This is a genomic window from Halobaculum gomorrense (assembly GCF_900129775.1).
Classification (GTDB): domain Archaea; phylum Halobacteriota; class Halobacteria; order Halobacteriales; family Haloferacaceae; genus Halobaculum; species Halobaculum gomorrense.
The window spans coordinates 52,969-66,873 of record NZ_FQWV01000009.1; the positions used below are offsets into that span (position 1 = coordinate 52,969).

A 13,905-nucleotide genomic window follows, 5' to 3' on the forward strand; every position below is an offset into this window, starting at 1 on the left:
GACGTGCGTGTCCGAGGCCGATAAACACCGATGGGTGCACCGGATCGTCGGGCATCGTGGGTCGTCGTCGGGACGGCGGTGCGAGTCGCGGCGACGACGGCCGGTGCGGCGACCCGGTCGTCCCGGATCGCACCGACACCGTTTTTCCCGAGTACCCGCCCGTTTCGGTAGTGAACGTTCGCGGTCCCCTGGTGGCGGTCGGCGAGGTCCGGCAGGTGAGCACGCGCTACGGCGAGCGCGACCTCGCCGAGTTGACGGTTCGCCCCGACGGCGAGGCAGGCGAGCCGGTGACGGTGACCCTCTGGGGGAAGTGGACCCACACCGCCGAGCACGCCGAGGTCGGGATGGAACTGCTCGTCACCGACGCCGAGCGCGACGACTACGGCGACCGCGAGGGGTACACCACCTCATCGGAGTCGTACGTCGTCCTCGAGCCGGACTTCCTCGTCGACGTGACCGATGTCCGCTCGTGGGTGCAGTGCCCGCGGATGTACTACCTGAACAAGCTCTCGGGCATCCCGCTGAACTACCCTGTCGTGAAGGGGACGGTCGTTCACGAGGTGTTCGGCGACCTGTTGCGCGGGGTCGACCTCGAGGAGTCGATCGACGACCGCGTCGCGGAGGCCGGCCTCGAACTCGGCCTGCTCGGGATGGAGCGCGAGGAGGTAAAAAACGAGGTGCGACGCAACGCCGCGGCGATCGAGGGGTGGCTGAACCAGGGGACGCTCGCGACCGGTGACGACGCCGCCGGGGCTGCCGCCGGCAGCGCGAGTGACGACGCGACCGCGGACGACAACGCGACCGCCGCGCGCTCGGAGTGGGACGGCGGTCCCGACGAGTCGGAGTGGCGCTCGGAGTACACCCTCATCTCGCCGACCTTCGGGATCAAGGGCCGCGCCGACGCGCTCCGCCGGGGGCAGCCGGTCGAGCTCAAGACGGGGAAGAACACCAACCGCGAGCCCCGGTTTCAGGACAAGATCCAGGCGGCCTGCTACGCGCTGCTCCTGCGCGAGCGCGGCGGCGACGCCGACACCGGCACCCTGCTGTACACGAAGAACACCGCCCTCGACCGCGGCGAGGCGTCGGGCGACCTCTCGCCGGCCAAGGAGTTCTCCGTCGGGAAGGGGCTGCTCGAATTCGTCGTCCGCCAGCGAAACGAGATCGCCGCCGCGGAGTTCGACATGTCCGTCCCGACGGGGTACGAGGCCGACGCGACGTGCGAGTACTGCTTCGAGCAGGACGCGTGCATGGTGGTGTCCGGGCGCCTCGACCAGGAGTCGAAAGCCGGCCAGATCGGAACGGCGCTCCCCGAGGAGGAGCGCGAGTACTTCGAGGGAACCTACCGCGCGCTGGAGGAGGAGCGCCGCGAGACCCACGCCGAGTACCGCAAGCTCTGGGAGCAGACCGCCGAGGAGCGCGCGGCCGACGACCGCGCGCTCATCGATCTGGAGCCGATCTCGGAGGCGCCGATCGGCGACGGCCGCTGGCGGCTCACCGCCCGCAAGACCACCGACGCCGTCTCGAAACTGCGCGAGGGCGACGTGGCGCTCGCCTCCGACGGCGACCCGGCGTCGGGGCACTCCGAGCTGGGGCGCATCAAGCACCTCGGCGGGGAGGTCGTCGTCGAGACGGACGAACCCGTCGAGCTGCATCGCCTCGACGTGTACCCCTCGGAGCTGTCGGTCTCGCGGATGCACACCGCCGTCCACGACTTCGTGCTCAAGGGCGACCCCGACCGCAAGGACGTGCTGTTCGGCCGCCGCGAGCCCGAGTTCTCGGCGCGCGCCGGCGACGCGGCGCCGTTCATCGACAACAACGAGGCGCAGAACGCCGCCGTCGAGAAGGCCGTCACCGCCGAGGACTTCGCGCTCGTCCACGGGCCGCCGGGGACGGGCAAGACGTACACCATCGCCCGCATCGTCCGCGCGCTCGTCGAGCGGGGCGACCGCGTGCTCCTGTCGGCGTTCACGAACCGCGCGGTCGACAACGCCCTTGAAGCCCTGCGCGAGCAGAGGTTCACAGACGCGCTGCGCGTCGGCACCGAGACGGGCGTCCGCGGCGACATGCAGGACATCCGCCTCGTGGCGCGCGGCGAGCCGAACGACCGCGCGGCGACACTGAACTCGGCGTCGGTCGTCGCGGCCACCACCTCCTCGTGTGGGTCGCGGACGATGCGCGAGCAGACGTTCGACGTGGCGCTCGTCGACGAGGCGTCCCAGCTCACCGAGCCCGGCACCCTCGCGGCGGCGAACCTCGCCGACCGGTTCGTGCTCGTTGGCGACCACGAGCAGCTTCCGCCAGTCGTGCGCGCGGAAAACCGGCTCCGGGAGTCGCTGTTCCAGCGCCTCATCGAGGCCCACCCCGACGCCGGGGTGCTGCTCGACCGCCAGTACCGAATGAGCCAGCGCATCCAAGCGTTCTCATCGCGGGAGTTCTACGACGGGAAGCTCCGTCCGGCAACGCCCGAGGTGGCCGGCCAAACGCTCGCGGACCTGGGCGTCGACACCGACGACCTCCCGCCGGATCTGCGCGACTCCGTCGCCTTCGTCGACCCCAGCGGCGCCCGCGAGGGCAACGCCAACCCCATCGAGGCGGACCGCGTCGCCGAGGTGGTCGACGCGTACGTCGCCGCCGGCGTCGACCCCGACGACATCGGCGTCATCGCGCCGTTCCGCGCGCAGGTGGCGGAGATCGGCCGCCGGACGGACGTGACCGTCGACACGGTCGACCGCTTTCAGGGATCGAGCAAGGAGGTGATCGTCGTCTCGTTCGTCGCCACCGGGGACCTCTCCTCGCCCATCTTCGAGGACACCCGCCGCGTCAACGTCGCACTGACGCGGGCGAAGAAGGCGCTGTGTCTCGTCGGCGACGCCGAGGCCCTGGGCTCCGAACCGTTCTACGCGCGGATGCTCGACTGGGCGCGACGGTAGCGCCGGAGGCGAGCGTCCCGTCGCCCGGTCCGGAGCTTCGGCGCCGACCCGCGTCCCCGCGACCCGGTCGCCGACCGCCCGGACCGTTTTCACGCCCCGCCGCCTCCGCCCACACGCCATGGCCGACCAGGAGTTCTCCCTCCCGCTCGGGGACGGGTCGATCGCCGTGTCGCTTCCGGACTGCGAGGTGGACGTCGCGGTCCCGCCCGGCGGCGAGGCGGTCGACCCGCGGGCGGCCGCGGAGGCCGCGCTGGACGACCCGCACGGGCCGCCCCTCCGGGAGGTCGTCGACCCCGAGGATGAGGTGTGCGTCGTCGTGACCGACGTGACGCGCGCGACGCCCGACGAGGCGCTGGTGGGCGCGATGCTCGACCGCCTCCCGGTCAGCCGCGACGGGGTGACGGTTGTGCTCGGGCTGGGTCTCCACCGCCCGATGACCGACGCGGAGGTCGAGTCGGGGCTGGGCGCGTTCGCCGACCTCGCCGCGAACCACGACCCCGACGCCGCCGTCGAGGTGGGGAGCGTCGACGGCGTCCCGGTCGAGGTGAACCCCGCGGTCGCGGAGGCCGACGCGGTGCTCTCGACGGGGATGGTCGAGCCCCACCAGTACGCCGGGTTCTCGGGGGGCGCCAAGACGGTCGTGGTCGGCGCGGGCGGCGAGCCGCTGATCCGACACACCCACGGGCCCGAGTTGCTCGCGGAGTTCGGCGTCCGCCTCGGCCGCGTCGCGGACAACCCGTTTCGGGCGTTCCTCGACCGGGCGGGCGACGTGGCGGGGCCGGAGTTCTGCGTCAACGTCACCCACGGTCCCGCCGGGATACTGGACGCCGCCGCCGGCGAGCCCCGCGCGGTGGTGCGCGACCTCGCGGACACGGCCCGCGGGGCGCTCTCTGTCGAGGTGGCCGGCGGGTACGACGCCGTGCTCGCGGGCGTCGGCGCGCCGAAGGACGCGAACCTCTACCAGGCGAGCCGCGCGGCGACGTACGTGATCCTCGGGGCGAGCAACCCCCTCCGCGGCGACGGCCGGGTGGTCGTCCCGGCGCGGCTCCACGAGGGCGCCGGCGACGGCCGCGGCGAGCGGCGCTTCCGCGACCGCCTCGCTGCCGGCGAGTCGGCGGCGGCCGTCTACGAGGAGATGCGCGAGGGGTACGAGCCGGGCGCCCAGCGGGCGTTCGTCCTCGCGCGGGCGCTCCGGGACCACGAGGTGTGGATCACGAACAGCGCGCACCCGGCGCTCGTCGAGGAGTGTCTCATGCACGCGGCGGCGTCGCCGGTGGAGGCCATCGAGCCGGGAAGTCGCGTCCTCGTCGTCCCGGACGCGCTGAACACGCTGCTGGTGTGACGGCTGGTCGGACGCGACGGTGACCGCTACCCGTCGCGGGAGTCCTCGGGGTCGTCGCCGCCGGCGTCCACCCACTCGAAGGAGCGACCGTCGGCGTCTGCGTCCGTCCTCGTGTCTCGGTCGCCCTCGGGGCCGTCCGCGACCGCGTCCCGCCCGTCGCCGGTCGGTCCGCGTCGTCGCGCCTCCCGCCGGTGGCTCGCACGCCGACGGGCCGCGAGCGACTCGCGGAGGCGCTCCAAGAGCTCGCCGCGCAGGTCCGCCGCGTCGTCGTCGTCGAGGTCGTGGGCGACCGCGTCGCCCCCGAGCAGCCCCGACGACGACGCCGAGTCCGCCACGACGGACGCGAGATCACGCCGGCGCTGGAAGACGGTTCGCGAGACGAACACCGTCTGGAGCCGAAAGTACGGGACCAGCCGGGTGTGTCTGCGGATCGCTCCCGTGCGGGTGACCAGGCCGTCGTCGACGGTCGCGCGCCCGCGGTTCGCCCACGTGAGGTGGCCCGCGAGCGGCGCCAGCGCGACGCCGACGAGCGGGAGCAGCGGGAGGTATCGGGGGAGGTCGAACGCCAGCCGGTCGACGCCGACCGCGACGCCCGCGAGCGCCAGCGCCGCGAGCGCATAGCGAGCCACGTACCGCCGGCGTGCGCGCAACGGCGGCCGCTCGACCGCGTCGACGCCGAAGGCGTCTTCCGGGGTGACTGCCTCCCCCTCCGCGTCGGCACCCAACTCCGCGCGGACGGCGTCGGCGAGCGCGACGACGCGCTCGCGTGTGTCCAGCGGGACCGCCGTCTCGACGCCGGCGTCTCCCCCGCCTCCCGACCCGGGCGCGTACCCCGCCGTGTCGACCGTCAGGCTCGCGTAGCCGAGGCGGCGCAAGGCGGCGTTCTCGGACACGGTGACGGTCTGGACCTTCGAGAGCGGCACCGTCCCGCTGTAGCGGCCGAGGAGGCCGCGCTCGTACCGGAGTTCGTCGCCGACGCGCTCCAGCCGGAACCCGTAGTAGCGGACGAACGTGAGCGCGGCGCTGACGAGCCACACGACCAGCAGGAAGCCGACGGCGCCCACCACGGCCAGTGGCAGCAGGTCGCCGGACCCAAGCGACGGCACGTCCCCCGGGCCGACATCCACGTCGACGATCCCGTAGCGCACGAGCAGTCGCCCGCCGTCGAACAGCAGGTCGTCGAAGACGCTCGCGCCGACGAACGGCGCGATCACCGCGCTCGGCCGGAAGGATACCGCACACAGCGTCGCGAATCGCCGCCCCGACAGCTCGTAGAGCGTCTCCGAGTCGGGCGGGGATCCGCCGGCACTCGCCGCGTCGGTCTCCGCGCCCCGGTCGGCTGCGGTCTGTTCGCCTGCGGTCCGTTCAGCCGTGGTCTGTGCAACCCCGGTATCGCGCCGACGACCCGGCCGACCCAACTCCTCGCGGAGGCGGTCGGCCTCGTCGCGCCCGACCGCGTCGAGCGTCGCCTCCGTCGATCCCCCGCCGGCCGTCTCGACAGTGACGGTCGCGAGCCCGAGTGCGCGCTGGAGGACGCTCCGTCGCACGTCGACGTTCTGGACGCGATGGAGCGGGATCTCCCGCTCCTGGCGCGAGAGGACGCCCGAGCGGACGACCAGTCGGTCGCCCAGCACCTCGTACTCGAATCGGTACCACCGCGCCAGCGAGCCGCCGGCGCCGAGGAGGAACGCCGCGGGGACGGCGAACGACACCTGGGGCGCCGGGGCGCCGCCGCCGCCCATCCCTGCGAGCGCGGTGCTCGCGAACAGCGCGAACACCGCCAGCTGGCCGCCCGAGCGGAGCGCGCTGACGGCCGCGGAGGTAGGGTGGAGTCGGGCCATCAGACCGCGTCGAACTCTGATTCGGTCGCGAGCTCGCGCAGGCGCTCGCGCAGGTCGCTCGCGCGCGCCGGCGTCAGCCCGGGGATCGTGATGTCTGCGCCGCGGGAGCCGGCCGTGTACACGACGACGGAGGCGAGCCCGAGCCCGCGCTCGATCGGTCCCCGCCGGGTGTCGACGTGCTGGATGCGCACGTACGGCACGGAGGTGTCAACGCGGGTGAGCACCCCGCGAACGAGGTACAGCGAGTCGTCGCGCACCTCGAAGCGCCACACACGATACCGGAAGAAGACGGCCGCGAGGCCGAGCGCGACGACGGCGACCGCGAGGCCGGCGGCGGCCGCGGGCGGAACCGGAAGACCAACCCGGTCGGCGATCAGCCCCGCGACGAGGATCACCGTGCCGGGGACGAGCGCCCCGGCCACCCACGCGAGTCGGACCCGCGGATTGAGCGATTCCATACCGGGCGTTCGGCCGCCGGCGGTAAACGATGTGGGGTCACACCACCGGCCGACCGTCGCCCGGTCAGTCGGGATCCGAGTCGACCGTTCCCTCGGAGTCGGCGAGGACGCCGCCCACGCCGGTCCCCTCGGGACCGCCGCCGACTGTTCCCGGCTCGTCGTCGCCCAACTGCTCCATCACGCGGGCGTGGAACTCGGCCAGCGCCGCGTCTTCGTCCTCGGCGAGCACCGTGTCGCTGGCCGACAGCGTCGCCAGCCCGAACGCCCGCGGGGAGGGGGCGTCGACCTCGCGGCTCACGACCTCGATGTCGCCCGCCCGGATCGACCCGAGCACCTCGCGGATCCCCGCGAGGTTCAGTTTGTCCTCGACGATCTCCCGATACGTCTCCTCTAGCACCGCGAAGGAGTCCAGGTCCTCGGCGAACGAGACGAGCATCTCCGCGGACACCTGCTGTTGGGCGGCGGACTTCTCGTGGCCCTTGTAGCGCTTCAGGATCATCAGCGACCGCGTGGCGTTGATCCGGAAGTACCGCTTCAACAGGTCGGTCCCCTGCAGCGCCTCGCGGAAGTCGGAGGCGGCGTCCTCGGGGTCGATGGAGGCGATCACGTCGCCCACGTCGACCTTCCGATTCAGCGGCATCGAGACGGTGAAGCCGTTGTCCGCGACGGCGACCTGGACGTTCGCGTTCGCCCGCCGGGTGCAGCGGTACGCGACCAGCCGCGAGAGGCCGTCGTTGAACTCGCGGCCGTAGGCGCTGTGGACGTGGTAGCGGCGGCGGTACTCGGCCCGATCGAGCACCTGCTCGACGACCAGCCGGTCGGGCGTGGAGACGCCCTCCGGGCCGAGGTAGCGCCGTTGTTCGTCGAACATCCGGGTGATCGCGCGCACGGCGTTCTCGTCGAGCGGGAGCCGCCTGAGCCACCGACGGGCGTCGGCCGGGCCGCCGGCGCCGAGGCGCTTCATCACCTCCGCTTGGAACGCGAGGATTTCCCGCCCGAGGTCGTAGCTGAGCGGGAGGCGCTCGGAGAACCACGAGGGCACCGTCGGCCGCTGGCTGGAGGGGTCGACGTACACCTTCGAGCCGCGGCGGTAGCTGTACTGGTACGTCGCCCCGCCGAGGCTGAACACGTCGCCCGGCTCCAGCGTGTCGAGGTACGCCTCGTCGAGCTGGCCGACCCACTCGTCGCCGCCGCGCGTGACCACGTCGATCGTGAACGAGTCCGGGATGGTGCCGACGTTCGTCATGTAGATGACGCGCGCCAGCCGGCCCCGCTTGCCGATCAGCGGTTCGCCCACGTCGAACGCCTCGTGGTGGTGCTCGCCGTCCGGCGGGTCGTTCGTGTCGCGCCACACCTTCGCGTACGCGTTCTTCTCTTCCATCCCCTCGTGGTCGGCCGTCAGGTACCGCATGAGCTGCTCCCACTCGGTCCCGGAGTAGTTCCGGTACGGATACGCCGAGGCGAGAGTGTCGCGAACGTCGGCCTCCCGCTTCACGCCGTTGATCGCCATCCCGTACACCTGCTGTGCGGCCACGTCCTGCGCGTTCTCGGGGACGAACACGCGGTCGACGAACCCCTCCTCGGCCTTCCGGAGCATCACCGCACACTCCACGAGTTCGTCCCGGTCGAGCGCGATCACCCGCCCCTCGACCGTCTGTCCGAGTCGGTGGCCCGCGCGGCCGACCCGCTGGAGCAGCGAGGCGACCGACTTCGGCGACCCCACCTGCACCACGAGGTCGACGTGGGGCATGTCGATGCCCAGTTCCAGCGACGTGGAGGTGGTGACCACGTCCACGTCGCCGGACTTCAGCTTCTCCTCGACGGCCTCGCGGTGTTTCGTGGACATCGACCCGTGGTGGCACCCGGAGTCGGCCTCGTCGTAGCCGTAGCGCTCGCGGAGCGTCGCCAGCACGCGCTCGGCGCCAGAGCGCGTGTTCGTGAACACGAGCGTGTTCTCGTGGCCGTCGATCAGCTCGTGGAGGCGGTCGTGAAAGCGCTCGTTCACCACGTCGCGGGGCGTGTCGATCAGGTCGTCGGTGGGACACTCCAGCCGGAGGTCGAAGTCGCGGACGAACCGGGTGTCGACGATCTCGCAGTCGCGGGGCGTCCACTCGCCGTCGTCCCCCGTGTCGCTGTCCGCCGTCGTTCCGCCCACGAGGAAGTTCGCCATCATCGACAGCGGTTCGATCGTCGCCGAGCAGCCGACCCGCGTCGGCGACCCCTCACAGAGCCGTTCGAGCCGCTCCAGCGAGACGGCGAGGTGGGTGCCGCGCTTGGCGTCCGCCAGCGAGTGGATCTCGTCGACGACGATGTACTCCACGCTGGCGAGCTTCTCGTTGAACTTCGGCGAGTTCAACAGGATGGCGAGCGTCTCCGGCGTCGTGTTCAGGACGTGCGGCGTCTCCGCCAGCATCTTCCGGCGCTCGCTGTCGGGCGTGTCCCCGTGACGGATCGCCTGCCGGATCTCGGTGTCATGGCCGCGGGCCGCGAGGTTCTCAGCGATGCCCTCGATCGGCTCGGCCAAGTTGCGGGCGATATCGTTCGCGAGCGACTTCAGCGGTGAGACGTACAGACAGTAGACGGCGTTGTCGAGGCCGTCGGGATCCTTGCGCTCGCGACGGAACAGGTCGTTGAGGATCGCGGTGAACGCAGAGAGGCTCTTTCCGGACCCCGTCGGCGACGCGACCAGGCAGCTCTCGCCCTCGTCGATGAGCGGGATCGCCTCGCGCTGGGGCGGCGTGAAGAAGCCGCCGTTGCCGTCGACGTACGCGCCGAACCGCTCGACCCACCACTCGCGGACGCTCGGCTCCAGGCGGTCGAACACGTCGCCGTCGGCGATGTCGACGGTCGCGGGGTCGAACTCGTAGTCGGCGTCGGTCGCGGCCAACAGGGCACGACCGTCAGTCATTGGGATCGCCAGGGGCCGCGCGGGTAAGTGGGTTTGGGCACGACCGCCCCGACCGGAACGCGACCGACGGGGTCGAGACGCGCCGGCCGCCGGGCTATTGAACGCTCGAGATCGCCACCGAACGCTTGGGACCGCTCCGAAGACGTATTGAGAAACCGTCATGTTCGCGCGCCTCGCGACTGTACGCGTGCGACCGACACTCGGCTTCGTGACGCAACTGGGTATCGACCTGGACGACTGCATCCGCTTCGCGGGGAGGGAGGGGTTCGACTACGTCGAGGTGCTGATGGACGGCGACAACCGTCGGGGGAGCCTCGCCGAGCGGGCCGGGGACGTTCGCTCGTCGCTCGCCGCCACCGACCTCGACGCGGCGGTCCACCTACCGTTCCCGATAGACCTCGGGTCGCCCCACGACCGTCAGCGCGAGGGCGGCGTGGCGGAGCTTCGCGCCTGCCTCGACGTGGCCGCGGACCTCGGGGCCGGGACGGCGGTCGTCCATCCGACGGCGACGGCGTGGGACGCCGCCTGGGACGGCGACCGCCTGCGCCCGCTCGTGTACGACTCGCTCGACCGGCTCGCCGACCACGCCGGTCCGCTGGGGATCGAACTGTGCGCGGAGAACATCTTCGGAAGCGTCCACACCGTCGCGGAGATGCCGGCCCTGCTGGAGGAGACGACGGTCTCGATGACGCTCGACACGGGCCACGCCCGGGTGTCGGGGTACGACGAGGCCGACACCGCGGCATTCGTCGCCGACCACGCCGACCGCGTGCGGCACGTCCACCTCAACGACACTCGGCGGCCGGCCGACGAGCATCTCCCGTTCGGCGCCGGAACGATCGATTTCGAACCGATCCTCGGGGCGTTCCCGGAGGGGTGGGACGGCTCGCTCTCCCTGGAGGTCGGCACGCGCGACCTCGACTACATCGGCGAAAGCAAGCGCCGTCTGGAGACGGTGCTGGAGCGGGTCGACGCCCGATAGCTCCGGCGAGTCGAGCCCGACTCGACACCGCCTCCAATCGGTTGGATCCCGCTCAATACCGCTCCCGATCGGTCGGGTGCGCTCGCTCGACCACGGGTGCCCTCCGACGACTACGTGACAGCACGGAGTACTCTTAGCAACGTTGACAGCGGGCCACTCGGAGGATCCGACCGCAATGAGCCAGCAAGACGGCGGTTCGGGTGTAGGTGTACGTGGGCGGCGTGGATACCTCGCGGGCGTGGGGGCGGCGGCCTCCCTCGCGGCGGCGGGGTGTCTCGGTGTCGGCAGTAGCACAGGCAGCGGCGGCGCCAACCAACTCGGCGGGAACGTTACCATCGACTGGTGGCACGCGATGGGCGGGAACCTCGGGCAGACGGTGAACGAACTCGCGTCAGAGTTCTCGAAGCAGTCGGACTCCGTGACCGTCGAGCCCAGCTACAAGGGGAGCTACTACGAGACGCTGAACGCGACGACCTCGGCGATCAAGGCGGGCAAGCCCCCGACGGTCGCGCAGATCGTCGACCTCGGCTCGCGGCTCGCCATCGATAGCGGGGCGTTCGCGACCATCGAGGACGTAATGGGCGACACGGTCGACTGGAGCCGGTATCACGACCCGGTGATCGACTACTACACGTGGAACGGGAAGGTGCAGTCGCTACCGTTCAACTCCTCGAACCCGATCCTCTACATCAACACCGACGCGTTCGAGGCGGCGGGGCTGGACCCGTCGAACCCGCCCGCCAATTTCGCGGAGGTCAAGCGGGCCGCGCGGGCGCTCGTCGACGAGGGGGTCACCGAGAAGGGGATCACCTTCGCGAACGTCTCGTGGTTCCCCGAGCAGTGGTTCGCGGAGGCGAACGAGACGCTCGTCAACCACGGCAACGGCCGCAAGGACGACCCCACGGAGATCCACCTGGACAAGCCCGTCGCGAGCGACATCTTCTCGTGGTGGACGGAGATGTACGACGAGGGGCTGTACCTCCACGCGGGCAAGGGCGGCTGGGGCGTCGCGAGCCAGGCGTTCCAGAACGAGAAGACGGGGATGTACATCTCCTCGACCGCGGGCGTCGCGGGCACAACCAAGGGCGCAGCGCAGAACGGCTTCGGGCTCGAGACGGCGTACTATCCCGTGCCCGCCTCGACGCGGACGGGCGTGGTCATCGGCGGGGCGTCGCTGTGGATGGTCGACTCCGTCTCCGACGAAAAGAAACGGGCCGCGACGGAGTTCTTCAACTGGCTTTCCGAGCCCGAACAGCAGGCCAAGTGGCACCGCGGGACGGGCTACTTCCCGATCACGAAGGACGCCGTGACGCTGCTGGAGAAGGACGGCTGGTTCGAGAAGAATCCCAACTTCCGGACGGCCTTCGAACAGCTCGACGACACGGAGACGACGCAGGCGACGAAGGGGTTCCAGTGCGGCCCCTCACAGAAGGTCCGTGACATCGTCAGCGAGGCGTACATCACGATGATCAACTCCGACCGGGCGGTCGACGACGTGCTCGCCACGGCGAAGGGGAACGCCGACGACGCGCTCCAGCAGTACATCGAGAGCAAGGGGAACTGAGATGAGCGCGTCGATCGACACGAACCTCCCGTACGACAGCTCGCTCGGCGCGTACCTGCTTCTCGCGCCGACGCTCGTCGTGATCGGGCTGTTCCTCTATTACCCGACGGTACAGACGCTCCGATTCAGCTTCTTCCGGACGTTCCTGTTCGGCCAGCGGAGCCAGTTCGTCGGGCTGCAGAACTTCACGACGCTTCTCACCTCCGCGGCCTACCAGCACAGCCTCGCGGTGACGTTCCTGTTCGCGGGCGCCGTCGTGGTCGCGAGCCTCTCGATCGGTCTGTTCGTCGCGCTCCTGTTGCACGAGGTGTCGGTCGCCGAGTCCGCGTACCTCGTCGCCGCCATCTGGCCGTACGCGCTCCCGACGGCGGTCGCCGGCATCGTCTTCCTGTTCCTCGCGAACCCGAGCGTCGGCGTCTACACCGTCGCCGTCGAGTCGACGCTCGGCGTCGACGTGGACTGGTTCACCGACGGGCCGCAGGCGCTGGCGGTCGTGACCGTCGCCGCCGTCTGGAAGCAGATCGGCTTCAACGTGATCTTCCTGCTCGCGGCGCTCAGCGGGGTGCCGGAGTCGCTCGAGGAGGCCTGCCGGCTCGACGGCGTCGGCCGCCTCGCGAAGCTCCGGCGGGTGTACCTGCCGCTGATCTCGCCGACGCTCGTGTTCCTCGTCGTGATGAACACGATCTTCGCGTTCTTCGGCGGGTTCGCCTTCGTCGACCTGATGACGCAGGGGGGCCCCTCCGGTGCGACGAACCTGCTCATCTACAAGCTGTTCAAGGACGCCTTCGAGTACGGCAACCTCGGGCTCGCGTCGGCGCAGTCGGTCATCCTGTTCGTGATCGTCGCGGCGCTGACCTACGTGCAGCTCCGCGTGAGCGACGAACGAGCACACTACGGGGCCTGAGATGACCGCAGACACACCCACGCGCCGCTCGGGCGACACCGTCGCGAACGCGGCCGGTTCCACGGACGCGACCGGCTCCGGCGCCGTGACCGGCGCGGCGACGGGAGACGCGACCGCCGTCGGCCGGGGCCCCAACGGACTCGGCGACCGGCTGGCCGTCGGCGCGGTCGACGCCTCGACGATCCTGACGCATCTGAGCCTCCTCGCGGTCATCGCGCTGATGGCCTCGCCGCTGGTGCTCGCGGCGGTGATGAGCACGCAGACGGTCCCGCAGGTGTACGACGTGTCGTACCTCTGGATCGGCGACGCGGGCGTGAGCAAGTACGCCGAGGTGCTCACCGACTACGGCCTGTGGCGGTACATGCTCAACTCTTTCGTCATGTCGGTGATCGTCGTGGTCGGGAAGCTCGCGCTCTCGCTGCTGGCGGCGATGGCGCTGGTCTACTACGAGTTCCCCTACAAGAACGCGGTGTTCTTTCTCGTGTTGTTCACGCTGATGTTCCCGGTCCCGGTCCGGATCGTCCCGCTGTTCGAGCTGATGGTCGATCTGGGCTGGTCGAACACGGTCCTCGCGCTCACCGGGCCGTACCTCGCGAGCGCGACCGCGGTGTTCCTGCTCAGACAGCACTTCCAGTCGATCCCGACGAGCGTGGTGGAGACGGCCAGGCTCGACGGGGTTGGCCCCCTGACGTTCCTCGTCAGGGTGTTGATCCCGATGTCGAGGGGGATGCTCACGGGGCTTGCCGTCATCGAGTTCATCTACGCGTGGAACCAGTACCTCTGGCCGCTGATCGTCATCAGCGACCAGTCGAAGCAGGTCGTACAGGTCGGCATGAAGTACCTCCAGGCGGTCGGCACCGCGGGCCAGACCGACTGGGGGCTGATCATGGCGGGCGCGATGCTGACGCTGTTGCCGCCGCTCGCGGTGCTCGTCGCCTTCCGCCGCCCGCTGCTCGACACCCTCGGAGTCAAGTGA

Annotated in this window: 9 protein-coding genes; 6 read left to right on the top strand and 3 right to left on the bottom strand. The window is 70.8% G+C overall.

What is annotated here, in order from left to right; translation table 11 throughout:
- Positions 1-170: 170 nt before the first annotated feature.
- Positions 171-2,930 (top strand): AAA domain-containing protein, encoded by a 2,760-nt coding sequence (locus BUE16_RS14120; RefSeq protein WP_073310948.1) that lies wholly within the window; start codon positions 171-173, stop codon positions 2,928-2,930.
- A 118-nt stretch (positions 2,931-3,048) separates the two neighbouring features.
- Positions 3,049-4,272 (top strand): lactate racemase domain-containing protein, encoded by a 1,224-nt coding sequence (locus BUE16_RS14125; protein WP_073310864.1) that lies wholly within the window; start codon positions 3,049-3,051, stop codon positions 4,270-4,272.
- A 26-nt stretch (positions 4,273-4,298) separates the two neighbouring features.
- On the opposite strand, the gene BUE16_RS14130 is transcribed toward BUE16_RS14125, so the two are convergent.
- From BUE16_RS14130 to BUE16_RS14140, 3 genes are all read right to left on the bottom strand, one after another.
- Positions 4,299-6,113 carry a PH domain-containing protein gene (locus BUE16_RS14130; RefSeq protein WP_073310866.1) on the bottom strand — a complete coding sequence of 605 codons (1,815 nt, stop codon included), beginning with the start codon at positions 6,111-6,113 and terminating at the stop codon, positions 4,299-4,301.
- A complete protein-coding gene (locus tag BUE16_RS14135; RefSeq protein ID WP_073310868.1) occupies positions 6,113-6,571 on the bottom strand; it encodes a PH domain-containing protein in 459 nt (152 codons plus the stop codon). Before BUE16_RS14135 ends, BUE16_RS14130 begins: the two co-directional genes overlap by 1 nt.
- A 64-nt stretch (positions 6,572-6,635) precedes the next feature.
- Positions 6,636-9,479, bottom strand: a complete 2,844-nt coding sequence (locus BUE16_RS14140) for an ATP-dependent helicase (protein WP_079991672.1) — start codon at positions 9,477-9,479, stop codon at positions 6,636-6,638.
- 187 nt (positions 9,480-9,666) lie between these two features.
- Here BUE16_RS14140 and BUE16_RS14145 point away from each other — a divergent pair, with 187 nt between their 5' ends.
- The 4 genes from BUE16_RS14145 (at position 9,667) to BUE16_RS14160 (ending at position 13,905) form a co-directional block, all read left to right on the top strand.
- Entirely contained in the window at positions 9,667-10,461 is a 795-nt protein-coding gene (locus tag BUE16_RS14145) for a sugar phosphate isomerase/epimerase family protein (RefSeq protein ID WP_159435768.1), read from the top strand.
- Between the two features lie 175 nt (positions 10,462-10,636).
- Entirely contained in the window at positions 10,637-12,025 is a 1,389-nt protein-coding gene (locus BUE16_RS14150; RefSeq protein ID WP_073310877.1) for an ABC transporter substrate-binding protein, read from the top strand.
- 1 nt (position 12,026) lies between these two features.
- Positions 12,027-12,929 (top strand): carbohydrate ABC transporter permease, encoded by a 903-nt coding sequence (locus BUE16_RS14155; RefSeq protein WP_073310879.1) that lies wholly within the window; start codon positions 12,027-12,029, stop codon positions 12,927-12,929.
- A gap of 220 nt (positions 12,930-13,149) precedes the next feature.
- Positions 13,150-13,905, top strand: coding sequence for a carbohydrate ABC transporter permease (locus BUE16_RS14160; protein WP_200778452.1), 756 nt, complete (start codon positions 13,150-13,152; stop codon positions 13,903-13,905).